Annotated in this window: 24 protein-coding genes; 8 read left to right on the top strand and 16 right to left on the bottom strand. The window is 72.0% G+C overall.

Translation table 11 applies throughout. The annotated features are described in order from the left end of the window. Nucleotides 1–15: 15 nt before the first annotated feature. From mftE to BM142_RS13955, 3 genes are read right to left on the bottom strand one after another with little or no spacing between them, the layout of a single operon-like run. Entirely contained in the window at nucleotides 16–735 is a 720-nt protein-coding gene (mftE, locus tag BM142_RS13945; RefSeq protein WP_092199790.1) for a mycofactocin biosynthesis peptidyl-dipeptidase MftE, read from the bottom strand. Continuing rightward, on the bottom strand, nucleotides 732–1,616 hold the full coding sequence (locus BM142_RS13950) for an ABC transporter permease (RefSeq protein WP_217640717.1): 885 nt from the start codon (nucleotides 1,614–1,616) through the stop codon (nucleotides 732–734). Before BM142_RS13950 ends, mftE begins: the two co-directional genes overlap by 4 nt. 1 nt (nucleotide 1,617) lies before the next feature. Beyond that, nucleotides 1,618–2,610, bottom strand: coding sequence for an ATP-binding cassette domain-containing protein (locus tag BM142_RS13955; protein WP_092199793.1), 993 nt, complete (start codon nucleotides 2,608–2,610; stop codon nucleotides 1,618–1,620). A gap of 38 nt (nucleotides 2,611–2,648) precedes the next feature. Between BM142_RS13955 and BM142_RS13960 the strand changes: the two genes are divergently transcribed. Continuing rightward, nucleotides 2,649–3,329, top strand: a complete 681-nt coding sequence (locus BM142_RS13960; RefSeq protein ID WP_175527269.1) for a TetR/AcrR family transcriptional regulator C-terminal domain-containing protein — start codon at nucleotides 2,649–2,651, stop codon at nucleotides 3,327–3,329. A 39-nt stretch (nucleotides 3,330–3,368) separates the two neighbouring features. Then, nucleotides 3,369–3,851 carry a pyridoxamine 5'-phosphate oxidase family protein gene (locus tag BM142_RS13965; RefSeq protein WP_092199798.1) on the top strand — a complete coding sequence of 161 codons (483 nt, stop codon included), beginning with the start codon at nucleotides 3,369–3,371 and terminating at the stop codon, nucleotides 3,849–3,851. Nucleotides 3,852–3,867: 16 nt separating this feature from the next. Here BM142_RS13965 and BM142_RS13970 read toward each other — a convergent pair whose 3' ends face one another. From BM142_RS13970 to mftA, 4 genes are read right to left on the bottom strand one after another with little or no spacing between them, the layout of a single operon-like run. Then, nucleotides 3,868–5,745, bottom strand: coding sequence for a putative bifunctional diguanylate cyclase/phosphodiesterase (locus BM142_RS13970; RefSeq protein ID WP_092199801.1), 1,878 nt, complete (start codon nucleotides 5,743–5,745; stop codon nucleotides 3,868–3,870). A gap of 59 nt (nucleotides 5,746–5,804) precedes the next feature. After that, on the bottom strand, nucleotides 5,805–7,028 hold the full coding sequence (gene mftC, locus BM142_RS13975; RefSeq protein ID WP_092199804.1) for a mycofactocin radical SAM maturase: 1,224 nt from the start codon (nucleotides 7,026–7,028) through the stop codon (nucleotides 5,805–5,807). Continuing rightward, nucleotides 7,025–7,324, bottom strand: a complete 300-nt coding sequence (gene mftB / locus BM142_RS13980; protein WP_092200042.1) for a mycofactocin biosynthesis chaperone MftB — start codon at nucleotides 7,322–7,324, stop codon at nucleotides 7,025–7,027. Before mftB ends, mftC begins: the two co-directional genes overlap by 4 nt. Nucleotides 7,325–7,337: 13 nt before the next feature. After that, nucleotides 7,338–7,451, bottom strand: coding sequence for a mycofactocin precursor MftA (gene mftA / locus BM142_RS13985; RefSeq protein WP_092199807.1), 114 nt, complete (start codon nucleotides 7,449–7,451; stop codon nucleotides 7,338–7,340). A 133-nt stretch (nucleotides 7,452–7,584) separates the two neighbouring features. Between mftA and BM142_RS13990 the strand changes: the two genes are divergently transcribed. Next, a complete protein-coding gene (locus BM142_RS13990; protein ID WP_254790931.1) occupies nucleotides 7,585–8,181 on the top strand; it encodes an acyl-CoA-like ligand-binding transcription factor in 597 nt (198 codons plus the stop codon). 151 nt (nucleotides 8,182–8,332) lie between these two features. Next, nucleotides 8,333–9,568 carry a pre-mycofactocin synthase MftD gene (mftD, locus tag BM142_RS13995; protein WP_092199813.1) on the top strand — a complete coding sequence of 412 codons (1,236 nt, stop codon included), beginning with the start codon at nucleotides 8,333–8,335 and terminating at the stop codon, nucleotides 9,566–9,568. A 58-nt stretch (nucleotides 9,569–9,626) separates the two neighbouring features. Here mftD and BM142_RS14000 read toward each other — a convergent pair whose 3' ends face one another. The 7 genes from BM142_RS14000 to BM142_RS14030 form a co-directional block, all read right to left on the bottom strand. Further along, nucleotides 9,627–10,424, bottom strand: a complete 798-nt coding sequence (locus BM142_RS14000) for an IclR family transcriptional regulator (protein ID WP_092199816.1) — start codon at nucleotides 10,422–10,424, stop codon at nucleotides 9,627–9,629. A gap of 73 nt (nucleotides 10,425–10,497) precedes the next feature. Further along, entirely contained in the window at nucleotides 10,498–11,982 is a 1,485-nt protein-coding gene (locus BM142_RS14005; protein ID WP_092199819.1) for an aldehyde dehydrogenase family protein, read from the bottom strand. Between the two features lie 52 nt (nucleotides 11,983–12,034). Continuing rightward, nucleotides 12,035–13,156 (bottom strand): zinc-binding dehydrogenase, encoded by a 1,122-nt coding sequence (locus BM142_RS14010; protein WP_092199822.1) that lies wholly within the window; start codon nucleotides 13,154–13,156, stop codon nucleotides 12,035–12,037. Between the two features lie 96 nt (nucleotides 13,157–13,252). Further along, nucleotides 13,253–13,786 carry a 3-phenylpropionate/cinnamic acid dioxygenase subunit beta gene (locus BM142_RS14015; protein ID WP_092199825.1) on the bottom strand — a complete coding sequence of 178 codons (534 nt, stop codon included), beginning with the start codon at nucleotides 13,784–13,786 and terminating at the stop codon, nucleotides 13,253–13,255. A 29-nt stretch (nucleotides 13,787–13,815) separates the two neighbouring features. After that, the gene (locus BM142_RS14020) at nucleotides 13,816–15,306 is read right to left on the bottom strand and encodes an aromatic ring-hydroxylating oxygenase subunit alpha (protein WP_092199828.1); all 1,491 of its coding nucleotides are present in this window, start codon (nucleotides 15,304–15,306) and stop codon (nucleotides 13,816–13,818) included. Nucleotides 15,307–15,378: 72 nt separating this feature from the next. Next, nucleotides 15,379–16,632, bottom strand: a complete 1,254-nt coding sequence (locus tag BM142_RS14025; protein WP_092199831.1) for an NAD(P)/FAD-dependent oxidoreductase — start codon at nucleotides 16,630–16,632, stop codon at nucleotides 15,379–15,381. Then, nucleotides 16,622–16,822, bottom strand: a complete 201-nt coding sequence (locus BM142_RS14030; RefSeq protein WP_092199834.1) for a ferredoxin — start codon at nucleotides 16,820–16,822, stop codon at nucleotides 16,622–16,624. The genes BM142_RS14025 and BM142_RS14030 overlap by 11 nt, the downstream gene beginning before the upstream one ends. 196 nt (nucleotides 16,823–17,018) lie before the next feature. Here BM142_RS14030 and BM142_RS14035 point away from each other — a divergent pair, with 196 nt between their 5' ends. Together BM142_RS14035 and BM142_RS14040 are read left to right on the top strand one after the other, a co-directional pair. Continuing rightward, nucleotides 17,019–18,176, top strand: a complete 1,158-nt coding sequence (locus BM142_RS14035) for an MFS transporter (RefSeq protein WP_092199837.1) — start codon at nucleotides 17,019–17,021, stop codon at nucleotides 18,174–18,176. 92 nt (nucleotides 18,177–18,268) lie between these two features. Next, nucleotides 18,269–18,985, top strand: coding sequence for a FadR/GntR family transcriptional regulator (locus BM142_RS14040; RefSeq protein ID WP_217640718.1), 717 nt, complete (start codon nucleotides 18,269–18,271; stop codon nucleotides 18,983–18,985). 48 nt (nucleotides 18,986–19,033) lie between these two features. Here BM142_RS14040 and phtC read toward each other — a convergent pair whose 3' ends face one another. Together phtC and BM142_RS14050 are read right to left on the bottom strand one after the other, a co-directional pair. Continuing rightward, complete coding sequence (gene phtC / locus BM142_RS14045) at nucleotides 19,034–19,795, bottom strand: 3,4-dihydroxyphthalate decarboxylase (protein ID WP_217640719.1); 762 nt, start codon at nucleotides 19,793–19,795, stop codon at nucleotides 19,034–19,036. Between the two features lie 2 nt (nucleotides 19,796–19,797). Beyond that, a complete protein-coding gene (locus BM142_RS14050; RefSeq protein ID WP_092199840.1) occupies nucleotides 19,798–20,685 on the bottom strand; it encodes an NAD(P)-dependent oxidoreductase in 888 nt (295 codons plus the stop codon). Between the two features lie 307 nt (nucleotides 20,686–20,992). Between BM142_RS14050 and BM142_RS14055 the strand changes: the two genes are divergently transcribed. Next, entirely contained in the window at nucleotides 20,993–22,504 is a 1,512-nt protein-coding gene (locus BM142_RS14055) for a tripartite tricarboxylate transporter permease (protein WP_092199843.1), read from the top strand. Then, entirely contained in the window at nucleotides 22,501–23,052 is a 552-nt protein-coding gene (locus BM142_RS14060) for a tripartite tricarboxylate transporter TctB family protein (protein WP_175527270.1), read from the top strand. The genes BM142_RS14055 and BM142_RS14060 overlap by 4 nt, the downstream gene beginning before the upstream one ends. Nucleotides 23,053–23,064: the final 12 nt, after the last annotated feature.

Below are 23,064 nucleotides of genomic sequence, written 5' to 3' on the forward strand. Positions count from 1 at the left end.
CCGCCGCACCGGTCCTCAGGTCAGGCGGCCGGTGGGGTCCACCGACCAGGCGCGGGCCGCCGCGACGAGGCGGTCGGCCAGCTCCGCCAGCAGCGCCGCCCCCTCCTCGGCGGAGGCGCCGGCGGGGTCGCCCAGCACGCCGGTCGGGCTGACCCCGCGAACTCCCTCCGCCCGCAGTCGCGGGAGCAGGTCGCCGATCGGCGCCGTCTCCCCCGCCACCGCGCGCTCCTCCCGCACCTCAGCAGGTTCCACGTGCAACATCAGTGACGTCTCGGTGCGCCCGGCGTGGGCGTCCCCGCCCCGCACCCCGCAGGGGAACCAGGCGACGTCCCGGCCCTCGGAGCGCAGCAGCGGGACGGCGGCCCGGAGCGCGTCGAGGTTCCCGCCGTGCCCGTTCACGATCAGCACCCGGCCGGCCCAGCGCCCGGCGGACCGGCCGTACTCGACGAGCAGGCCGGTGAGCGCCGCGGTGCCGATGGAGATCGTTCCGGGGAAGCCCTCGTGCTCACCGCTCGCCCCGTAGGCCAGGGCGGGCGCCAGGAGCGCGTCGTCCAGCGATCCGACGGCCCCCTCCGCGACGGCGCAGGCGACCGACGTGTCCGTGCCCAGCGGCAGGTGGTGGCCGTGCTGTTCCACCGCCCCCAGCGGGACGACGAGCAGCGGCGCGTCGGGCAGCTCCGGCCACCGGGCTCCGGCGAGGGGCCGGACTCCCTGCCCACCTTCAGGGCGCCTCACTCGGTGGTCCGGAACACCCGAGCTGCCAGCGAGATCAGGCCGAGGGTGATCACCGCGACCGCGAGCAGCTGCACCCCCACGGGCACCGCCCAGCCGAACCAGGTCAGGTGCGGCAGCAGCCGCTCCTGCTCGACCGCGGTCAGCGACAGGTGGTCGAGGGTGAAGTGCCGCATCGGCTGGACGACGTAGGTCAGCGGGTTGAGCCGGGTGAGCACGCTGAGCCAGTCGGGAAGGTTCGCGATCGGGAACAACGACCCCGACAGGAACATCATCGGCATGATCAGCAGCTGGCTGACCGGCATCGCCGCCTGGATCGTCTTGATCCGCGTCGACAGCAGCACGCCCAGGGCGGTCAGCAGCAGCGCCCCGAGGAACAGGCAGCCGATCAGCGCGAGGATCAGCCCCGGCGCGTACGGGATGCCGACGGTGCCGAGCAGGGCCAGCAGCACCAGGCTCTGCACCGTGGCCACGATGGCGCCGCCGAAGCACTTGCCCCAGATGATCGAGGCGCGGGAGATCGGCGCCACCATCATCTCGCGCAGGAAGCCGAACTCCCGGTCCCATACCAGCGAGATGCCGGCGAATGCGGCCGTGAACAGCACCGACGTCGCGAGCACGCCGGGGTAGAGGAACGTCCGGAAGCTGACGTCGCCGCCGGTGTCGACGATGCTGCCCAGCCCCGTGCCCATCACGAAGATGAACAGCACCGGCTGCAGCAGCATGGTCACCATGCGGGCCTTGTCCTGCCGGAGGCGCAGCAGCTCCCTCCGGGTGACCACCCAGGCGGCCCGCAACTGGTGGGACATGTCGCTGCGGACCTCGGGCAGCAGGTCGACCGGCCCTGCGGCGTCGGGGCGGGCCGTGGTGTCGCGGGACGCCATGTCATCGCCTCCCGGCGAACGGGTTCACGGAGCCCTGGGGCCCCTCGGAGTCACGGATGGTGCGGCCGGTGTAGGTCATGAAGACGTCGTCCAGGCTGGGCCGGGTGACGGTCACGGAGTGGATGTGCACGCCCAGCTCGGTGAACAGCCGTGGGACGACCTGGGCACCCTCGGGGACCGCGATCGTCACCTGCCCCTCGTGGACCCCCGCCTCGACGCCGAGCCGCTCGCGGATGCGGGCGATGGCGAGCTCGTCGTCGTCGGTGCGCAGGGCGATCCGGTCGGTGCCGATGCTGGACTTCAGCGCCTCGGGAGTGTCCTCCACCGCGATCTCGCCGTGGTCCATGATCGCGATCCGGTCGCAGTGCTCGGCCTCGTCCATGTAGTGCGTGGTGACGAAGACGGTGATCTCGGTGCGCTGGCGGAGGTCGTGCAGGTAGTCCCAGATCGCCGCGCGGGTCTGCGGGTCCAGCCCGATCGTGGGCTCGTCGAGGAACAGCACCTGCGGGGCGTGCACCAGGCCGCGGGCGATCTCCAGGCGGCGCTTCATGCCACCGGAGAACTTCATGACGACGTCCGAGCGGCGGTCGGCCAGCGCCACCATCTCCAGTACCTCGGCGATCCGGCGCTCGGCGTCGGCCCGGCCCAGCCCGTAGAGGTCGGCGTGGAACCGCAGGTTCTGCTCGGCGGTCAGCTGCAGGTCCAGGGTCTGCTGCTGGAAGACCAGGCCGATGCGGCGACGCACCTGGTCCCGCTGGGTGACGACGTCGTAGCCCGCGACCCGGGCCGAGCCGGACGTGGGGTTGCGGATGGTGCAGAGCATCTCGATGGTCGTCGACTTGCCCGCTCCATTGGGCCCGAGGAAACCGTAGGTCTGCCCGGCCTCCACGCGCAGGTCGATGCCCTTGACCGCCTCGACCTGGTGATCGCCGGACTTGTACGTCTTGGTGAGCGCGGCGACCTCGATCGCCGCCCCTCTAACGGTGTTAGACACGCGGGACAATGTCCTCTAACACCGTTAGGGTGTCAAGCGTGTTTCCCGAGAATGCCACCGAGCGGGCGCCGGTGTCCCGCGACTCCGTGGTGGACGCCGCCCTCGGGCTGCTCGCGGAGGGCGGGCTCGAGGCCGTCTCGTTCCGGCGGATCGCGAAGGTGCTCGGGGTGTCCGGACCCACGCTGTACTGGCACGTCGACAACAAGCGCCAGCTGATGGACCTCATGGCGGAGGAGCTCGTGCGCCGGACCGGCGGCGCCTACGCCGGGCCGGAGCCCGGGCAGCCGTGGTGGGAATGGCTGCGGGACGTCGCCGAGCGGATGTTCGACGCCGTGGTGTCCACCCGCGACGCCCCGCGGGTGCTGGCCGGCAACCGGCCCAGCCCGGAGTCCTTCGCCCACATCGAAGGCGTCCTGCGGGTCCTCGTCGACGCCGGCATGACACCGGGCGAGGCGCAGCAGACCCTCTTCACCATCGGCGCCTACGTCATCGGCAGCGCCACGGAGTGGCAGGCCGAGGCCGAGCGGGCGTCGATCCAGCCGCTCCCGGATGCCGGTGACGAGCGGGCGAACGCCTTCCGGGCCCAGGTGCTCGCCGACAAACCGCTGCTCCTGGCCGCGATCGACGAGCGCCTCGGCGACACGGACACCGCCGCCTTCGGGTTCGGCCTGGGGTTGCTGATCGACGGCCTCCGGGCCCGGTACGTGCCTCCGGGCTGAACGGGTGTCGGCAGACCGGACGTGGGCACTGCACACCCCATGAGCGACGACCAGACGTGCAAGGTGGCCGAACTGCTGAAGGGTGAGCGCTTCGGCTTCCTCACCACGATCCGCCGGGACGGCACGCTGACCAGCCGCCCCATGACGCTGCAGGAGGTCGAGTTCGACGGCGACCTGTGGTTCTTCGCCGAGCGGGGCTCGCACCCGGTCGAGCACGTCCTCGCCTCGCCGCAGGTGAACGTCGGGGTCGGCTCGGGCGGCTCCTGGGTCTCGCTCACCGGCGACGCCGAGGTGGTGGAGGACGCGGCGAAGAAGCGGGAGCTGTGGAACGGCGCCGTCGAGGCGTGGTTCCCGCAGGGGCCGGACGACGGCAGCGTGGTGCTGATCAAGGTGCACGCCGACTCCGCCGAGTACTGGGACGCACCCGGCGGCCGGCTCTCCACGGCGTTCAGCTTCGTGAAGGCGAAGGTCACCGGCGAGCGGATCGACGCCGGGGAGAACGAGAAGGTCGACCTGCCCTAGCCGGTGCCCTCGGGTGTCAGGCGATCGGGCTGCCCTGCAGTCGCTCGATCGCCGGCGCGTGAGCCTGAGCCGGGATCCGCGCCCCGACGAGGTGAGCCCCCGCGCGGGCGGCCGGCTCCGGCCTGGCGAACAGGTAGCCCTGCGCCGAGCCGCAGTCGAGGTCGGCGAGCGCCCGTCGCTGCCCCTCGGTCTCCACGCCCTCGGCCACGACGTCGAGGCCCAGTGTGCGAGCGAGCTCGACGATCGAGGTGATGAGGGTGACCGCCGAACGGCCCAGCGGCAGGTCGGTGACGAAGCTCCGGTCGATCTTGATGATGTCCGCGGGCAGGTGCCGCAGGTAGGACAACCCCGAGAAGCCGGTGCCGAAGTCGTCGATGGCGATCCGGATGCCCAGGGCGCGCAGCGAACCCAGCTGCGCCACCACGGCGTCCATGTTGCGGACGAGGACTCCCTCGGTGACCTCGAGCGTCAGCTGATCGGCGGGGAAGCCGGTCTCCGCCAGCGCCGCCACGACGTCGGCGGTGACGTCGCCGTCCTGGAACTGGCGCGGGGAGAGGTTCACGGCCATGCGGAGCGGATCGCCGGTCTCGGCCGTCCAGGCCGCACCCTGGCGCAGCGCCTCGTGCAGCACCCACCGGCCGATGCCGGTGATCGCCCCGGTCTCCTCGGCCAGGGGGATGAACTCGACCGGCGGCACCAGGCCGCGCTCGGGATGGTTCCAGCGCACCAGCGCCTCGAAGCCGGTGGTCCGGCCGTCGGTCAGGCGGACGGTCGGCTGGTAGTGGACCTCCAGCTGGCCGGCGTCGACGGCGCTCTCGAGGTCCTGCGCCAGCCCCGCCCGGCGGCGGGCGGCCTCGGCCATCCCGTCGGCGTAGACGACGAGGCGGTTCTTGCCCTGGGCCTTGGCGAGGTACATGGCGAGGTCGGCATTGCGCAGCAGCGCGCCGGCCGTGCGGTCGGTGGAGTCCGCGGAGACGGCGACGCCGACGCTGCCGTGCACGGTGACCATCCCGTCGGAGAGCGGGACCGGGAGCGACAGCGCCACGAGCGCGCGCTCACCCACCGCGCGGGCGACCTCGGCACCACCGTCGACCACGATGGCGAACTCGTCGCCACCGACCCGCGCGACGGCATCGCCCGGCCGGATGCAGCCCCGCAGCCGCTCGGCCAGCACGAGCAGGAGCTCGTCACCGGACGCGTGCCCGCGGCTGTCGTTGACCGCCTTGAAGTCGTCGAGGTCGATGAACAGGAGGCTCACCGCCCCACCCCGGGCCAGCAGGCGGTGGGTGATCTCCTCCAGCAGCGTCCGGTTGGCCAGGCCGGTCAGCGGGTCACTGAGCACCTGGTCCTCGTTCAGCCGCCAGGAGGCGAGGTGGGCGATGCTGGCGGCGAGCACGAAGGCGGCATGGATGCCGGCCCAGACCCAGGGATCGTGCCGGGCATCGTGGCTGAACACCGCGTGCGGGTACATGGTGCCGAAGACGCCGTGGTGGACGACCACGACGACGAGGGCGATGCCGTACGGGATCCAGTCCTGGTACAGCGAGACGACGCCGATGATCACGAAGAAGACGAAGTGCGCCTCGGTGACGCCGCTCCAGAGGTGCACCAGGGCGACGGAGGCGGCCAGGAGACTCGCCGTCGTCGCGGCGGCGCGCGCTTTGCGGCCCAGCCGGGGGACCACGGCCGGGACCACCGGGCCTGCGACGGCGGCGAGGACGGCGACGGCGGCCGGCTGACCGCCCCCCTGCAGCCACGCGACGAGCACCAGCAGACCCGCGGAGACCAGGCAGAGCCGGACGATGGCGCGGTGCCGCCGCTCCCAGACGGCCTCGGGCAGCAGGCGACCCTCGGGCAGCAGTCCGGCCAGCCGGTCGCACAGGCGGAGGATCACCCCCGGGCCATCGGCCGATCTGCCCCGCCGCTGAAGCGTGCTCCCCCTTCCGGGGTGGGTCAGCGCAGGTCGAGCCCGGCCAGCGGCGACTCGTCGCAGATCTTGCTCGGGATGGACGGGATGCCGAGCAGCGTGGGCTGGCCGCGGACGGGGCCCTTGTGCGAGTGGTCGACGGAGCTGCGGGGGGTGACCAGGTCGAGGTCGCGGGCGGCCAGCGCCGTCTCCCCGTACCCCTGGACGCACTCGGGGTCGGGGCCGTCCAGCGGGAGACCGGTGAAGAACTTCGCCGCCATGCAGCCGCCCCGGCAGGCGTCGAAGTGCGCGCACTTCGTGCACGCGCCGCCGGTCTGCGGGTTGCGCAGGTCGGCGAAGAGCTCGGAGGACTGCCACACCCGCTGGAAGCCGCCCTCGTCGCGGACGTTGCCGGCCAGGAAGTTCTCGTGGATCGCGAACGGGCAGGCGTAGACGTCGCCGACCGGGTCGATCAGGCAGACCACCCGGCCGGCGCCGCAGAGGTTGAGGCCCGGGAGGGACTCCCCCAGCGCCGAGAGGTGGAAGAACGAGTCACCGGTGAGCACCTGGTCACCGTTGGCCAGCAGCCAGGCGTACAGCTCCCGCTGCTGGGCCTGCGTCGGGTGCAGCCGGTCCCAGACGTCGGCTCCGCGGCCCGACGGGCGGAAGCGGGTGATCCGCAGCTGCGCGCCGTAGCGGTCGGTCAGCGCCTTGAAGTCGTCGAGCTGCCCGGCGTTCTCCCGGGTGACGACGACGGAGACCTTGAAGTCCTTCATCCCGGCCTCGGCCAGGTTCTCCAGGGCCCGCGTGGCGGTGGCGAAGGAGCCGGTGCCACGGACGGCGTCGTTGACCTCGGCCGTGGCCCCGTCCAGGGAGATCTGGACGTCGACGTAGTCGGTGCGGGCCAGCTGCTGCGCCCGAGCCTTGTCGAGCTTGATGCCGTTGGTGGAGAACTTGACGCCGACGTCGTGGCCGATGGCGTAGTCGAGCAGGTGCCAGAAGTCGGGGCGCACCGTGGGTTCGCCACCGCCGACGTTGACGTAGAAGACCTGCATCCGCTGCAGCTCGTCGATGACCGCCTCGGCCTCGGCGGTGGACAGCTCGCGCGGGTCCCGCCGCCCCGAGGAGGACAGGCAGTGCACGCACGCCAGGTTGCAGGCGTAGGTGAGCTCCCACGTCAGGCAGATCGGGGCGTCCAGCCCGTACTCGAACTGGTCGACCAGCCGGCCGCCTACCGGGCGATCGCTGCGGGCGGGCAGAACGGCGGTCATGCGGTCCTTCTCTCGATCATCTGGGAACGGGCGAGATCGGCGAGCGCCTTCACGTAGGCCGGCCGCTGGGCCTCGGTCACGCCACAGGCCACCAATGTGGCCGTCGCGGTGGGGTGGTCGGCCAGCGACTCCACGACCGCGACCAGCGTCCTCGACTTCAGGAAGGAGAGCTTCCGGTTGCCGAAGTGGTAGACCAGCGCGCCGAACGGCTCGGGCCGCAGCGCGACCGAGCGGGCCTTCTGCCAGGGCGCCGACGCGTCGAACTCCACGGCGGGCGGTGCCGCAGCGGGGGACATCACCGACCGTCGGTCAGTAGACGCCGCACATGCCGTCGATGGAGACCTCTTCCACCAGCGACTCCTCGACCACCGTCTCCTCGACTGCGGGGGTCTCGTTCTCGACGTCCTGGACGGGCTCGGGCATGGCGTCTCCTGGTGAACTGGGTCACGGACAGATGCCGTTCACGGTAATGGCACCCGGTGCCACCGACAACACCGGCGGGCGACTACCGCCCTGCCCGGCCCCGCGGGCGGCACCGACCGGCGAAGATGGGGCGGTGAGCGAGACGGCGGTGGCTGCCCAGCCGCGGGACGGCGCCCGGAGCCGGGCCGAGCGGGCGGCCCTGGACCTGTTCACCTCCCGCGGCTTCGAGCACGTGACGAGCGACGAGGTCGCCGATTCGGCGGGGATCAGCCGGCGCACGTTCTTCCGCTACTTCGCCACCAAGGCCGACGCGGTGTGGGGGGACTTCGCCGGCCACGTGGCACGCCTGGAGCAGTTGCTCACCGCGACGGGCGACGCCGGGCCGGTGCTCGCCACGGTGTGCGCCGCCTACGTCGAGGTCAACGACTACCCGGACGCCGAGCTGCCGCTGCTGCGCGAGCGCATGCAGCTGATCCTGGCCGAGCCGGCGCTGCTCGCGCACTCCCAGCTGCGCTTCGCCGAGGTGGACCTGGTCGTCGCGCGGTACGTCGCGCGACGCACGGGGGACACCCCTACGGCACTGGTGCCGCGCCTGGTGGCCGCGACCACCCGCGCCGCCGCCACGACGGCGTTCGAGGCCTGGCTCACCGACGCGCGCACCCCGCTGACCCAGTACCTGCACCAGGCCTTCGACGAGATGGCGGCCGGGTTCCCCGGCCTGCGCCGCTGACCCGCACCCACCCCCCGATGGCCGCGCTCGGCGATCCGGCGCAGCCCATGTGGCGGCCGTCTCACCGCCCGGACTAGCATGGCACTGAGTGCCACCGGCCGTCGAGGGCCGGCCACGAGCCCGCGGAACGGGCTCCCGAGGAGGTCTGACGATGGCAAGTACCTGGTTCGAATCCGTCGCCGAGGCGCAGCGCCGGGCGAGGAAGCGGCTGCCCAAGGGCGTGTACGGCGCGCTGGTGGCCGGCTCCGAACGCGGGCTGACCGTCGAGGACAACCTGGCCGCCTTCGCCGAGCTCGGCTTCGCCCCGCACACCGCCGGTCTGGCCAACGAGCGGAACACGGCCGTCACGGTCATGGGCCAGTCCCTGTCGATGCCGGTGCTGATCAGCCCGACCGGCGTGCAGGCCGTGCACCCCGACGGCGAGGTCGCCGTCGCCCGCGCCGCGGCCGCCCGCGGGGTGGCGATGGGGCTGTCCTCGTTCGCCAGCAAGCCGATCGAGGAGGTCGTCGCGGCCAACCCGCAGACCTTCTTCCAGATGTACTGGGTCGGCACGCGCGAGGAGATGCTGGCCCGCATGGACCGCGCCAGGCGGGCCGGCGCCGTGGGCATGATCGCCACCCTCGACTGGTCGTTCGCCTACGGCCGCGACTGGGGGAGCCCCTTCATCCCGGAGAAGATCGACTTCGAGGCGGCCCGCCGGTACGCGCCGCAGGTGCTGGTCAAGCCCCGCTGGCTGCTCGACTTCGCGAGGACCGGGAAGATCCCCGACCTCACCGTGCCGAACATGGTGGCGAACCCCGGCGACCCGGCGCCGACCTTCTTCGGGGCCTACGGGATGTGGATGCAGTCGCCGATGCCGACCTGGGAGGACGTCGCCTGGCTGCGCGAGCAGTGGGACGGCCCGTTCATGCTCAAGGGCGTCATGCGGGTCGACGACGCCAAGCGCGCCGTCGACGCCGGCGTCACGGCCATCTCGGTCTCCAACCACGGCGGCAACAACCTGGACGGCACTCCTGCGTCGATCCGCGCGCTGCCGTCGGTCGCCGCGGCCGTGGGCGACCAGGTCGACGTGCTCCTGGACGGCGGCATCCGCCGCGGTGGCGACGTCGCCAAGGCCCTGGCCCTGGGAGCGAAGGCCGTGATGATCGGCCGGGCCTACCTGTGGGGCCTCGGGGCCAACGGCCAGGCCGGCGTGGAGAACGTCCTCGACCTGCTCCGCGACGGGCTCGGTTCGGCGATGACCGGCCTCGGCCGCGCGGACGTCTCCGCGCTCAGCCGCGACGACCTGGTCATCCCCGAGGGCTTCGAACGCCGGCTCGGGGACGTCGCCGTCGCCAACGCCCTGCTGGGCACCTCGCCGGCCCGCGCGCGCAGCCGGGAGGCCTGACCCGCGACGCATCCTCGGTCCCGCGGGCGGGCCTGGGAGCCGGGGGCCCGGCAGCCCGTCAGGCGCGGCCGACGGTACTGAGCAGGTCCTCGAGCTGGGCTGCGGCAGCGTGCAGGTCCCGGACGACCGCCACCTGCCGCTTCTTCGTCATCCGGCTGGAGGGCGCGGAGGCATTGATCGCGGCAATGCTGGCCCCGCGGTGGTCACGGACGACCACCGCCACGGAGATGATGTCCTCGGCCACCCGGTGGTTGATCGCGTACCCGCGCTCCCGAACCTCGGCCAGCTCGGCATCGAGCTCGGCACGATCGGCCGAGGTGAGCCCCTCTCCGTTGCCCGACCCGTCCAGCGAGAAGATCTCGTCGAGCTGCTGGGCGGTGAACGAGGCGAGGATCGCCTTGCCGGTCGCCGTCCGGTGGGCAGGGAGGAGCTGACCCGTCCGGTCGGCGACCCGCAACGGCTGGCCGCTCTCGGCTGCGGCCAGGTACCGGATCTTGCCCCCCTCCAGCTGCGCCAGGTGCACGGTCTCGTCGGTCTTCCTGGCCAGATCGGAGAGGATCGGACGGGCGTACGTACGGATGTCGAGGTTGCGCACGGCCGCCAGCCCCAGGTCCAGCAGCGCCGATCCGGCCACGTAGGTGCCCATGCCGTCCTCCTGCCGGACGAAGCCGTGGTGGACGAGCATCGCGAGCAGCCGGTGAGCAGTGGAGGGGGCGATGTCCAGAGCCACAGCGATCCCCGACAACCGCAGTCGCGGCTGGTCGCGCAGCATCAACACCAGGCGCAGCGCGTTGTCGACCGACGAAATCGGGTACGACGGGCCGGCCTTGGTGCCGTTGCTCACCGTCTCAGGCATCTGATGATCCTAGTCGCCGCATTCGCCTTCCCGCTCCGCATCGAGCCCCCGGCCTGCACGTCCGACTGCCGGTTCAGGTGAGCTGGGCCGGGAGCGCGACATTGATGGTCTTGACCTCCGTGAAACTGAGGAGCTCGTCGAGCCCCTCCTCCGACCCGGTACCGCTCTCCTTCCGGCCGCCGAAACCGGTACCGGGGAAGTGGGTCGAGTTCCCGTTGATCCAGACGTATCCGGCCTGAACGGCGCGCGCCGCCACCAGGCCCCGGTTCAGGTCGTTGGTCCAGATGGAGGCGGTCAACCCATAGTCGACGCCGTTCGCGAGGGCGAACAAGTCGTCGACGTCGGACCACCGGCTGACCGCCAGCACCGGGCCGAAGACCTCGCTCCGGAACAGGCGCATCTCGGGGGTCACGTCGGCGAAGACAGTGGGCTGGAGCCAGAACCCACGCTCGAACTGCGCACCGCCAGGGCGCCGCCCCCCCGTCATCAGCCGAGCGCCGTCCTCCTCCGCCGCCGCGACGTGGCCGATCACGTTCTGCAGGTGCCGGGCGTTGTTGAGCGGGCCCATGTCGGTGTCGTCGCGCGTGGGGTCACCCAGGCGCAGGGCCGAGACCTTCTCGACCACCCGGGCCAGGACGTCCTCGTAGAGGTCCTCGTGGAGGAGCAGCCGGCTGGTCGAGCCGCACGACTGACCCTGGTGGCCGAAGTTCATGCCGGCGACCGCGGCCGTGGCGACCTTCTCGGGATCGGCGTCGGGGAACACGATCATCGGGTTCTTGCCGCCCAGTTCCAGCGAGACGTGCTTGACCGCGGACTCCGCGGCCTGCCGCTGGATGGCCCGGCCGGTCGGGACCGACCCGATGAACGTGAGCCGCTTGACGCGAGGGTGCCGGACCAGCGCTGCCCCCGCGACGATGCCCGTGCCGGTCACGATGTTGACCACTCCGGGCGGGAAGATCTCCGCGCACAGCTCGGCCAGCACGGTCGTCGACAGCGGCGCCTCCTCCGAGGGCTTCAGCACCACGGTGTTGCCGGCGACGAGCGGCGCGGCCAGCCGGGAGGCGGCGAAGTAGAACGGGTGATTGAAGGCGAGGATGCGCCCCACCACCCCGTAGGGCTCGCGCACCGAGAAGTGCAGCCCGGTCGGCGACGACGGGACGGTCTCACCCTTGATCTCCAGGGCCAGACCGGCGAAGTACTCCAGCAGGTCCGTGGCCATGGTGACGTCACGGACCATGCGGCGCCGGGTGTTCCCGGTGTCGCGGACCTCCAGCTCGAGCAGCTCGTCCGCCCGGTCCAGCGCGCGGCGGGCGAGTTCCCGCACCAGGCGGGCCCGCTCCAGCGCCGGCGTCGCCGCCCATGCCGGCGCGGCGCGGTCGGCGGCGAGAACCGCCTGCTCGACGTCCTCCGCCGTCGCCTCCGGGACCCGGCCGAGCACCTCCTCGTTGCTGGGGTCGATGGCGGTCAGCCATCCGCCGCCGGCGCTCGCGCAGAGCTTGCCGTCGATCAGCATCAGCCGATCCGGCGCACCGCTACCAGGTGTGGCGGTGGGGGGCATGTCGCATCTCCTCGGTGGGGGGCGGGCGGGGGAAGGGTGCGGGGGTGCTGGTTCACACGTGCGGGTCGATGAGCGGCTTCAGGACACCGCGCTTCATCGACTGCATGGCGTCGGTGACCCCGTCCAGCCCGACGGGCGCGGTCACGAGCGCGTCCCAGTCGACGGAGTCCCGGGTCTGGCGGAGGAAGTCCAGGGCCTTCCAGTAGTGGCCCGCGTGGGCCGAGAGGACGCCCCGGACGGTGAGCTGCTTGCGGACGAGCAGACTCGGGTCCATCGTGAGGTCGACCGCGCTGGTCTGCCCGGCGACGCCGTACCGGCCGCCCGGCCGGAGCAGGTCCAGGCCCTCCCCGAAGGCCGACCGTGCGCCGGAGAGCTCCAGCACGACATCGGCGCCGCGCCCGTCCGGGGTCAGCCGGCGCACTGCCTCGTCACGCTCCCGCGGGTCCGGCAGGTGCTCCACCGACACGGTCCCGGTCGCCCCGTAGGCCGTCGCGAGCTCGAGCCGGCCGTCGGGAGCGCCGATCACGACAACGGTGCCCACCCCGAGGGAGCGGAGCATCGCCGTCGCGTAGAGGCCCAGCGGTCCTGCTCCCTGGACGACCACGCACTCGTGGGGCTGGATAGTCCCCACCTGCTCCAGCACGTGCACGACGGTGCGCAGGGCGCAACTCGCCGGGGCGGCCCAGGCGTCCGGCACCTCGTCGGGGACCCGGACCCGGCCCGACCCCGGGAAGACGTAGCAGTACTCCGCGAAGCCCCCGGTCAGGTGGGGGAAGGCGGAGGCGGGCAGCCGTCCGTAGCTCCGGCGGCCCGAGCAGAGCGAGGGCTGACGCTCGATCGTGCAGTAGAAGCACTGCCCGCACGGCGCGTGCGTCCACACCACCCGGTCACCGACCTCCACCGGCCGGCCGAGCGAGTCGGTGCGCGGGCCGTCGCCGAAGGCGACGATCTCCCCCACCATCTCGTGGCCCATCACCTGCGGCAGGTTCGCGGCGCTCGCAGTGAAGGCCCCGCCGTCCCAGATGTGCACATCGGTGCCGCACACCGATGCCATGGTGACGCGCACCAGGAGCGCTCCCGGCTCGAGTTCCGCGGGCACGGGGACGTCCTCGACGGCAACTGGCCGGCCGAACGCGCGCAGCAGCGCCGCGCGGCTCGATGACGGGATACGCACGCAGTGGTCCTCTCGGGTGAGCACGGGCGGTGGCGCCCCGACGGACCTCCTCCCGCCCGCGGGTGACGACGGGAGGAGGCCTGGTGGCGGGCGACCTCAGACGAAGATGGAGAGGTTCTTCGCCAGGAGGACGGACTGGTCGAGCAGCAGCTCCCGTCGCACGACGTGCCAGGAATCACCGACCTGGCGCAGCCGGTCCTTGCGCCGGCCGACCAGGAAGTCGGTCTCGTCCGCCACCCGGTTCCGGTACACCAGGAAGCGGCAGCTCACCGCGACCTCGGGCAGCTCGACGGCGTCGAGCCGGATGTTGGTCACCAGGTGCGAGATCCGGGACACCGGTTCCTCCGCCCAGTGGAGGCCCGTGTTCAGCTGGTCGACGCGGAGGGACATCGTCTCCTTGCCTTCGTCGAACCAGCAGATTTCCCGGCCGGCACGCGTCTCCTCACGCGCATCCGTCTCCCCGAAGGCGACGTTCATCCGGAGCGGCACCGAGTACTGGTAGTCCTCGGCGAGCATGTCCAGCCACTCCGTGTACCGCCGCTCGTCGAGCAGATCGGCCTCCCGGTACAGGAATTCGGACACGCTCTCGCGCAGGAGCATCCGCTCGAGCAGGGCCTCGTCTATCGGCATGGCAGTCCTTTCGTGGAGTGGTGGTGGTCCTACTGCGCGGGGGGGCCGTCGACGACGTCGACGGCGTCGAGGACCTTGACGCCCTCGGCGACGTCGGTGACGACGGCATCGCGTTCCGTGGCGCGGTCGTCGACCCGGGCGAGCTCGGTGAGCTCCGGCCACGAGAGGTTGTCGACGAACTCCGCCCAGCGCCGGTAGAAGGCGCGGGCGTTGACCTCGCCGGCGATGGCGTGGTGCGAGTGCACGGAGCCGTCCAGGTCACTGGCGGTCTCCTGACCGAGCCCCTGCTGGTAGTTGTAGGGATAGCGCCGGGCGACGACGCCCCGGCTGGCCTCGGTGGCGTAGTCCCAGTTCTCCATGTCGTCCTGCTCGGTCATCCCGGCCGGACCCGCGTAGCGCATGTAGTAGTGACGCAGCCAGTCGCGCACCTTCTCGGGCGCGGACTTGTCCACCAGGTACCAGCGCCACACCTCGGTCTCGGTGGGGCTGATCGGGTGCGCGACCAGGATGGTCCGCGGAAAGCCCGCGGCGAAGGACATGTTCGGGAAGAGCGTCGCCGGACCCCGGCCGCCCAGCAGCCGCCCCTCCGCCTGCAGCTTCTCCTTGCGCTTCTCCCATGCGGCGACGAAGTACTCGTCGAGCTCGGCCTCCTCGAACTCCGGGTACGGGATCTCGTAGGCGAGGTTGTCCGACGCACCGTGCCCGCGCCGGAAGGAGGTCTTCATCCGGCCCTTCGAGAATCCACCCTCGTTCTGACGCTCGCCGTGACGCCGCTTGCCCTTCCCGCCCGGGCCGATGCCGACGGCCTCGACCGAGGCGTGGGTGGAGGCGCCGTGGTAGGTGTCGCCGAGGAAGTTCTCCGAGACGAACTTCCAGTTCGACCGGATCCGCCACTTGTGCACGCCGCGGAAGGCCTCGGTGCCGCCCTCGGTGCCGTCGAAGGCGTCGGCCAGGTTGTCCAGCCACCAGTGGAAGTCACCGACGTACTCGTCGAACGACGGCGCCTCCGGGTCCCAGTTGGCGAAGACCAGGCCTTTGTAGTTGTGCACCTGGGCGGCGCGCACCAGCCCCCACTTCTCCCGCTCCAGGTTGGTGCCGTACGCCGCCTTCTGCTGCGGGACACCGTGCAGCGCGCCGGGAGTGTCGACCAGCGAGCCGTCGATCGAGTACGACCAGGCGTGATAGGGGCAGGTGAACTGGAGGGTGTTGCCCTCGTCGTAGCGGCAGACGCGCATGCCTCGGTGCCGGCACGAGTTCAGCAGGACGTTCAGCTCGCCCTTGTCGTCCCGGGTCAGCAGGACGGGGTCGGCCCCCATCCACGAGGAGAAGAAGTCCCCGGGCTCGGGCACCTGCGTGGCGTGGCCGACGAACAACCAGGCCCGCGGGAACAGGTTCTCCAGCTCGTTCTTGAAGATCTGCTCGTCGATGAAGATCTCGCGGCTGATCTCGCCGTTCTTGACGTCGACCAGGTTCCGCACCTGCGGAGCACCGGTACGGGTGGGCTCTTCGACTGTCGTCACTTGCTCGTCCTCCTCTGTCGGGGGGTGGTCATGTCGGGATCGGGTGGGACGGGGATGCGCGGGGCCGCGGGGTCAGCCGACCGGAACGGGGGTGGCCGCGGTGGCGAGGGCGGACAGCCGGCCGGTGACCTGCGCGAGGTCCTCCCCCCGCTCCCAGGCCTGGCGGCAGGCCACGACGGCGCGCGGCCAGCCGAGGACGACGGCGGCCGAGAAGCCGCCGTCGCGGGAGTAGAGCGCGACGTCCTTCTCCCCGGCCGACGTGGTGCAGCGCAGGAAGCTCACCCGGTCGTCGGGGTGGATGCGCCCGACCATCTGGATCTTCAGACCGTGCTGGTCGGACCAGAAGTACGGCGCCTTCACGTGCGGACGCAGCTCGTCGGGGTGCAGCAGGTTGTGCGCCACGAGGTTGGCCTGCTCGACCGCGTTGGTCCAGTGCTCCACGAGGCGGTGCTCCCCGCTGCGCACGTCGAACCAGCGCGCGACGTCACCGACGGCGTACACGTCCGGCGCGCCGGATGCACGGCAGTACTCGTCGGTCAGCACGCCGCGGTCGAGGTCGAGACCGGAGTCCTCCAGCCACCGCGTGGCCGGGACCACACCGATGCCCACCACGACGGTCGCCGCCGGCAGCCGCCGGCCGTCGGCCAGGTGCACGACACCGGTGCCGTCGGCCAGCGACTCCACCCGGGCGACCGCCGCCGAGCCCAGGACCGAGACCCCCGCGTCGGCGTGCAGCCGGCCGATCCGAGCGGCCACCTCGGAGCCGAGAGCCCGGGCGAACGGCTCCGGGAGCGCCTCGACGATCGTGACCTCCAGCCCCAGCTGCCGGGCACTGGAGGCCACCTCTGCACCGATGAAACCGCTGCCCACGACGACGACGGGACCACCACGGGAGAACTGCGCCCGGATGGCCTCGCTGTCCCGCAGTTCGCGAACGGTCCGGACCAGCGAGCCTTCGGGGGCCGGGATGCTCCGGGGGTGCGCGCCCGTGGCCAGCACGACGGCGTCGTAGGCCACCGGCTCGCCGTCGGACAGGATCACCTGCTTGCCGACCGGGTCCAGCCGCGCCGCGGCGCGGCCCAGCACCGGCGTCAGGCCGTCGCCCGCCCAGCCGCCGGGACCGAGCAGCGGGATGTCGCCGGCGCTCTGGTCGCCCACGAGCACCTGCTTGGACAGCGGGGGCTTGTCGTAGGGCGCGACATCCTCCGCGCCGACGAGCACCACCTCGCCGGTATGGCCCGCGGCCCGGAGGGCCTGCCCGGTCCGGATCCCACCGACCGAGCTGCCGACGACGACGACCCGGCCGGGGATCCGGTCAGCCGTCATGATCGGCCAGCCAGACGGCCTGCACCGGGCAGCTGCGCACCGCGGCGCCGGACTTCTCCAGCTCGGCCTCGTCCACGGAGGTCCGCAGCAGGACGACCAGGCCGTCGTCGTCCAGGTCGAAGTGCTCCGGGTCCAGGTCGACACAGTTGCCGTAGCCCTGGCACTTGCCCACGTCCGCCTTGATCTGCATGAGGTCGATCTCCGTACTCGTCCGGCACTGGGGGTCTGCGGCAGTGATGCGCCGCTGATCAGCGGCCTGTGCGACGCCGGCCGAGGCCGAAACCCGCACGTTGTGCAAATGGTCTGTCCAATATACCGTAAGAGTGGCCGCGGTCACTGTCAACCGTGCAGCCGGACATCCCGTCGTCGTGGAGAGGAGCCGCCGCATGGCCGGAGCGCCGCAGGAGGGCGGAGGCGCCGCCCGCCGGGACGCGGTCGCCAGCCTGGCCGGGGCGGTGATCTTCGCCGTCGGACTCGGCATCGCCAGCGTCGCCGTGCCGCTGCTGGCGCTGCGGGTCGGCTATTCGGCCCCCGAGGTCGGGATCCTCGTCGCACTGTCCGCGGCGTCCCAGATGGGCACGCGGATCTTCATGGGCGCGATGATGCGACACCTGCCCGACAAGGTCTTCGTCGTCGTGGCGGCCGCCTCCCTCGCGGCGTCCTGCGGAGTCCTGGTGCTCTCGACCACGTGGCTGCTCTTCGCGGTGTCCCAGCTGCTCCAGGGCCTGGCCCGGGCCTTCTTCTGGACCGGCACGCAGACCCACGCCGTCCGCATGTCCGATTCCGCGGTCGGCGCGCTCGCGCGGGTCAACCTGGCCTCCGGCCTGGGGCAGATCGCCGGCCCACTGATGGCCGGGCTGCTCATCACCCGGTCGCCGCAACTGGCACTGGGGGTAGCCGCGGCCGTCAGCGCGCTGGGCGTGTTCAGCGCCCTGCTGCTCACCCGGCTCGCCCCCTTCGCCGCGCGCAGCAAGGACCGCAGCCGGGTCCAGGTCTGGCGGCGCCCGGGGGTGGACGTCGCCTGCTGGGCCGGCGCCAGTGCCGGTGCCTGGCGCGGGCTGCTCGGGTCCTACGTCCCGGTGGCCCTGGAGCACGCCCGGCAGAGCTCGACGACGATCGGCGCCCTCGTGGCCGTGGCCAACGGCGCCCAGGTGGCCGGCAGCGCGGTCGCGGGCCGGCTGCGCGGCGCCGGGCTGCGCCTGTCCCTGGTGCTGGGCGTCCTCGCCAGCGGCATCGGCATCGCGGTGGTCGGGCCGCTCGCCGGCGCGGCTGTGCTCTGCGCCGTCGCGCTGTGCGTCTCGGGGATCGGGGCGGGCGCGCTGCAGACGGTGGGTCCCGCCGTCGCCACCGACGCCGTCCACCCCGAGGAACGCGGCGAGGCGATCGCGTCGGCGGGCACGTTCCGGGCGGCGGCCCTCCTGCTGGCGCCGTTCGCCGTCGCGGGCCTGGTGACCGTCATTCCGCTCAGTGCCGCCATTCTCACCGCCGGGCTGCTCATCACCGCTCCTGCGGTGGGCGTGGGCCGGCTCCGCCCGGCGGGCTGACCCCCGTGCCCACCAGGAAGGGACACTTGTCACCTGCGAGTCCGGTCCGTCCGGGTGCAGTAGCGTCCGCGCTGGATGAGAGGAGACGGGCCGTGAGTGAAGGCTCCGCCCCATCCAACGCCGGGTTGTTCCAGCCGGTCGCGGTCGGACGCATCTCGCAGGCGATCGTCGACCAGGTACGAGCGCTGATCCGCACCGGCGAGCTGGCCATCGGCGCCCGGCTGCCGTCCGAGCGGGAGCTCTGCGAGAGGTTCGGGGTCAGCCGGGTGACCGTGCGGGAGGCCTTGCGGGTGCTCGAGGCGAACGGCCTGATCGAGATCCGCGTCGGCTCACGGGGTGGCGCTTTCGTGACCGCTCCCACGACCGGGCGGATCGGCGAGGGAATCACCGATCTGCTCAGCATGTCCGCGCTGTCGGCGGCCGAGGTGACCGAGGCCCGCGTCGTGTTCGAGCTGGGCGTCGTGCCCCTGGTGTGCGAGCGCGCCACCGACGAGGAACTCGACGAGTTGATGGCGCTGTGCGACGAGGCGGCGCGGGCGCGGGAGGGAGGGACCTACACGGTGACGATGTCCTTCGACTTCCATCTCCGGGTCGCGGCCGCGGCGCACAATCCCGCACTGGTCATGCTCATGCGCTCGTTGCGCGAGCCTGTGCTGATGTCCCTGCGCGAGGCGCAGCACGAGGGCCGCCAGGGCGTCGCGGAGCACCGCACGTTCGTCGAGGCCGTCCGGGCCCGCGACGCCGACCGCGCGCAGCGGGTCATGGCCGAGCATCTCCAGCGGACCGCCCGCCGCGTCGCCGGGCGCTGAGCCGGCTGGCCGCCGGGGACGGACCGAGGCCCGATCCCCGGCGGTGAGTCAGAGAGGGTCCGCCAGGCCGGCGAGCTGCAGCCTGCTCACGTTGTACGCCCAGACCTGCGCATCGTTGAACGCCGAGCCGAGGTCGGGCATGGCGCTGACGTCCTCCGCGGACAGCTCGGGCGGCGTCGTCCCGAAACTGTTGGCCTGCAGCGTCATCCGGGCCAGCGCGTCGAGGTTCAGTGCGCGGACGACGGCCTGCTCCACGGAGTCACCCGTAGCGACGATGCCGTGCCCCCGCAGGATGCACACGGACCGGTCGCCCAGGGCCCGTGCCACGTCCTGCCCCAGCTCCGGCCGGTTGATGAGCACACCGCGCGGATAGGTCGGGACACCTTCCTGGGCCATCCGCATGGCGGGGATGTTGTACGCGCCCACGATCGGGCGCAGGGGCAGACCGGCCAGGTCGGCGGCGACGACCGCCGGCGGGTGCACGTGCACCACGGCCTGGACGTCCGGCCGGGCCCGGAGGATCTCCGTGTGGATGGGCAGCTCGTTCGGGGCCGAGAAGCCGACCGGCATCTCGCTCTCGCCGTCGAGGGAGACCGCATGCACGTCGTCGGATCCAGTGAAGAGCAGCCCCCGCTCCTGGGGGCCCCGGCAGCGCACGAGGAGCTCGTCGCCTGCGGTGCGGACGCTGATGTGCCCCAGGATGTCCTCGGCCAGGCCGCGGTAGGCCAGCACCCGGCAGCCCAGGGCGACGAGGTCGCCGAGGTCCGACGTCGTGCCGAGGCCGGGAACCGTCCGGTCGGTGATGGTCACGGTCACGCTCCTGTTCGTGGGGGCATCGCCCGCAGTGCCTGAAGAAGTGCGGAGCTCTCCGGATAAGGACGCTCGCGGTAGGGGGTGCCCCCGGCGGTGACGAAGAAGTCGACGGCTGCCGACAGCAGCCGGCTGCGGACGCCCGCGTCGGCGGCCATGGCCTCGGCGAGGGCGAGATCCTTCTCGATCGTGCTCGCCGGGGCGTGGGTGGCGATACCCGCGGCATCGCCCCGGAAGAACTTGGCAGCCGTGGAGAAGCCGGAGTCCGACCCGCTGGACTCCTCGATGGCCGTGGCCACCGTCTCGGCGTCCAGCCCGAGGGCCGCACCCACGAGCAGGGCCTCGGCGGAAGCGAGGTACCAGCTGTACTTCACCTGCTGATTGAGCAGTTTGACCGCGTAGCCCGCCCCGCGCCGGCCACAGTGGACGATGACCCGGGACACGGCTGCGAGGACCTCCTCGTCCGCGCCGAGCACGCCCGGCCGGCCACCGACCAGGACGGTCATGTGCGGCGCCTTCCGGCTCACGGGGCAGTCGACGAACCGGCGACCGGCGGCGTCGAATGCCGAGCCGAGTTCCTCGGCCAGGTCCGGGCCGCAGGTGGACATGTCGAGCATCGCCGCGCCCCGCCGCAGGCCCGCCAGGACACCGTCGGCAGGATCCAGCGCCACCGCGCGAACCTGGTCCGGGCCGGGCAGGAACGTGAGGACGACGTCGCTGGCGGCGGCCAGCTCCCGCGGGCCGGCCGCTGCCTCTGCCCCCTTGGCCACCATGGCGGCCACCGGGTCGGGCCGGATGTCGTAGCAGCGCACGGGCCATCCGGCGCCGAGCAGGGACTCGGTCAGGGCGATTCCCATGCCGCCGAGACCGATGACTCCCACCTGTCTCACGACGCTTCCTCCCGACCAAGCCAGCAGAAACGTTTTCTGCCGTGCGGACTGTACGTGGCGCTCATCACGATGGACAAGGGACCACCCGGGCCAGCTGTTCACGCTCAGAACCACGTCCGCGCCTCGGAACACCCGGCTTGACAAAGAACTCATTTCTGCTCGACCATCCGTGCCGGACGTGATGCACAGCACGTCAGGCCGCAGGGGTCGAGAACCGGACACCATCACCGTCCGGGTCGACGCCTCTGCATCCCCACCCCGGTTGGCCGACTCGGTCATGCGGACCACTACGTCCCCTGGAGCTTCCGTGGGCGAGGCACTCCTCGACAGCCTGTCGCAGGTTCTGCAACTGCAGACCCTCGGCCTGATGCTGCTCGGCGTCGCGATCGGCTTCGTCGTCGGCATCCTGCCCGGCCTCGGCGGCCCGGTGACGCTGGCGCTGATGCTGCCCTTCACGTTCGGCATGGAGCCGGTCGAGGCCTTCGCCTTCCTGCTCGGGATGCTGGTGGTCACCTCCACGACCGGCGACATCACCTCCGTCCTCTTCGGCATCCCGGGCGAGGCGACCTCGGCGGCCGCCACACTCGACGGGTACCCCCTCACGCGGCGCGGACAGGGCGGCCGGGCCCTCGGGGCGGTGCTCTTCAGCTCCGCCCTGGGATCGGTGTTCGGCGCGTTCGTCCTCGCCGCGATGGTGCCGGTCATCCGCCCGGTCGTCCTGGCCCTGAGCGCCCCCGAATTCTTCATGCTCACCCTCGTAGGGCTGACGTTCGTGGTGGCGCTGTCGGGCAAGAAGGTGCTAAAGGGCCTGCTCATGGCCGCCCTGGGCCTGCTGGTGGCCCTCATCGGGATCGACTCCCAGGAGGGGATCCCCCGCTACACGATGGACGAGATCTACCTGTGGGACGGCATCCCGTTGGTTCCGCTCGTGGTCGGCCTCTTCGGTGGAGCCGAGGTCCTGCAGCTGATGCTCAGCCGCAGCAGCATCGCCGGCGGTGCCGGCGAGATGCCGAAGCGGATCACCGGCATCGGCGAGGGCATTCGCGACACACTGCGCCACTGGCCGGTCGTCCTGCGGGCCAGCGCCATCGGCTCCACGATCGGCATGATCCCGGGCCTCGGCGGTTCGGTGGCCCAGTTCATCGCCTACGGCCAGGCCCGGCAGTCGTCCAAGAACCCCGAGCAGTTCGGCAAGGGGGCGATCGACGGCGTCATCGCCTCCGGCGCGGTCAACAACGCGAAGGACGGCGGCTCGCTCGTTCCCACCATCGCCTTCGGCATCCCCGGCGGAGCGGCCACCGCCGTGCTGCTGAGCGCCTTCCTGATCGCCGGACTCGACCCGGGCCCGGAGATGCTCACCACCGAGCTCGACGTCACCTACTCCATGGTGTGGATCGTCGTCCTGGCCAACATCGTCGCCGTCGCGGCCGCCTTCGCGTTCCTCCGCCCGCTCACCCGGCTGACCTTCATCTCAGGCCCGCTCCTGGTGCCCTTCCTCCTGCTCCTGCTGGGGCTGGGCGCCTACAGCTCCAGCAACTCCTTCGGCGACGTCCTCGTCATGCTGGTGGCCGCGGCGATCGGCGTGGCCTGCATCCGCTGGGACTGGCCGCGCGTGCCCTTCCTGCTGGCCGTGGTCCTCGGCGGCATCGCCGAGCGCTACCTGTTCGTCTCCTATTCGCTGTTCGGGTGGGACTGGCTCCTCCGCCCGACGGTCATCGGCCTGGCCGTGGTGCTCCTCCTCGTCTTCGTGGTCCCCGCGCTCCGGCGTCGCCAGGCCCGTTCCCGGAACGCCCCCGTCGCCGAGGAGGTCCGTTCGTGACCACGCCCGAGACCCCGACCGACACCGCGAACCCGGCCGCGGCCGAGCGCCGGACCGAGCGCCGGCTGCCGGTGGCCGACATCGTCATCAGCCTCGGCCTGGCCGCGCTGTTCGGCAACGCCTTCTGGATCGCGACGGAGTGGTCGGTCAGGGCGGGGCTGTTCCCGCGCATGGTCACCGGTGTCGGCCTGGCGCTGGCCCTGCTGCACGTGGTGATCCTGCTCCTGCGCGCCCGAACCCCCGTGCCGGTCGTCGAGGAGCGGGTGGATGCAGACGACGAGGCCGAGGGCGACGTCGAGTACGTCTTCGCCCACGCCGGTGGCCGCGCCTGGGCCGGTTCGCTGGCGTGGGTCGCCGCCTTCTTCGTCGGGCTGTACGTCGCCGGGCTCTTCGTCGTCGCACCGCTGTTCGCTCTGACCTACCTGCGGTTCTCCGTCCGCAGGCCCTGGGTGTTCAGCGTCGCCTACGCGGCCGTGATCCTCGCCGTGCTGTACCTCGCGTTCGAGGTGGCGTTGCAGCTGCCGGTGCCGCCCGGGCTCTTCCTCTGACCCCCGTCCACC

The sequence above is a fragment of the Blastococcus tunisiensis genome (assembly GCF_900112815.1).
Lineage (GTDB): Bacteria > Actinomycetota > Actinomycetes > Mycobacteriales > Geodermatophilaceae > Blastococcus_B > Blastococcus_B tunisiensis.

What these genes read in the sequence shown, in the direction of transcription:
- BM142_RS14025 (WP_092199831.1), bottom strand. Translation starts at nt 16,632, where the DNA reads ATGACGGCTGACCGGATCCCCGGCCGGGTCGTCGTCGTCGGCAGCTCG.
- BM142_RS14035 (WP_092199837.1), top strand. Translation starts at nt 17,019, where the DNA reads ATGGCCGGAGCGCCGCAGGAGGGCGGAGGCGCCGCCCGCCGGGACGCG.
- mftA (WP_092199807.1), bottom strand. Translation starts at nt 7,451, where the DNA reads ATGCCCGAGCCCGTCCAGGACGTCGAGAACGAGACCCCCGCAGTCGAG.
- BM142_RS14030 (WP_092199834.1), bottom strand. Translation starts at nt 16,822, where the DNA reads ATGCAGATCAAGGCGGACGTGGGCAAGTGCCAGGGCTACGGCAACTGT.
- BM142_RS13965 (WP_092199798.1), top strand. Translation starts at nt 3,369, where the DNA reads ATGAGCGACGACCAGACGTGCAAGGTGGCCGAACTGCTGAAGGGTGAG.
- mftD (WP_092199813.1), top strand. Translation starts at nt 8,333, where the DNA reads ATGGCAAGTACCTGGTTCGAATCCGTCGCCGAGGCGCAGCGCCGGGCG.
- mftB (WP_092200042.1), bottom strand. Translation starts at nt 7,324, where the DNA reads ATGTCCCCCGCTGCGGCACCGCCCGCCGTGGAGTTCGACGCGTCGGCG.
- BM142_RS14005 (WP_092199819.1), bottom strand. Translation starts at nt 11,982, where the DNA reads ATGCCCCCCACCGCCACACCTGGTAGCGGTGCGCCGGATCGGCTGATG.
- mftC (WP_092199804.1), bottom strand. Translation starts at nt 7,028, where the DNA reads ATGACCGCCGTTCTGCCCGCCCGCAGCGATCGCCCGGTAGGCGGCCGG.
- BM142_RS14000 (WP_092199816.1), bottom strand. Translation starts at nt 10,424, where the DNA reads ATGCCTGAGACGGTGAGCAACGGCACCAAGGCCGGCCCGTCGTACCCG.
- BM142_RS13950 (WP_217640717.1), bottom strand. Translation starts at nt 1,616, where the DNA reads ATGGCGTCCCGCGACACCACGGCCCGCCCCGACGCCGCAGGGCCGGTC.
- BM142_RS14015 (WP_092199825.1), bottom strand. Translation starts at nt 13,786, where the DNA reads ATGCCGATAGACGAGGCCCTGCTCGAGCGGATGCTCCTGCGCGAGAGC.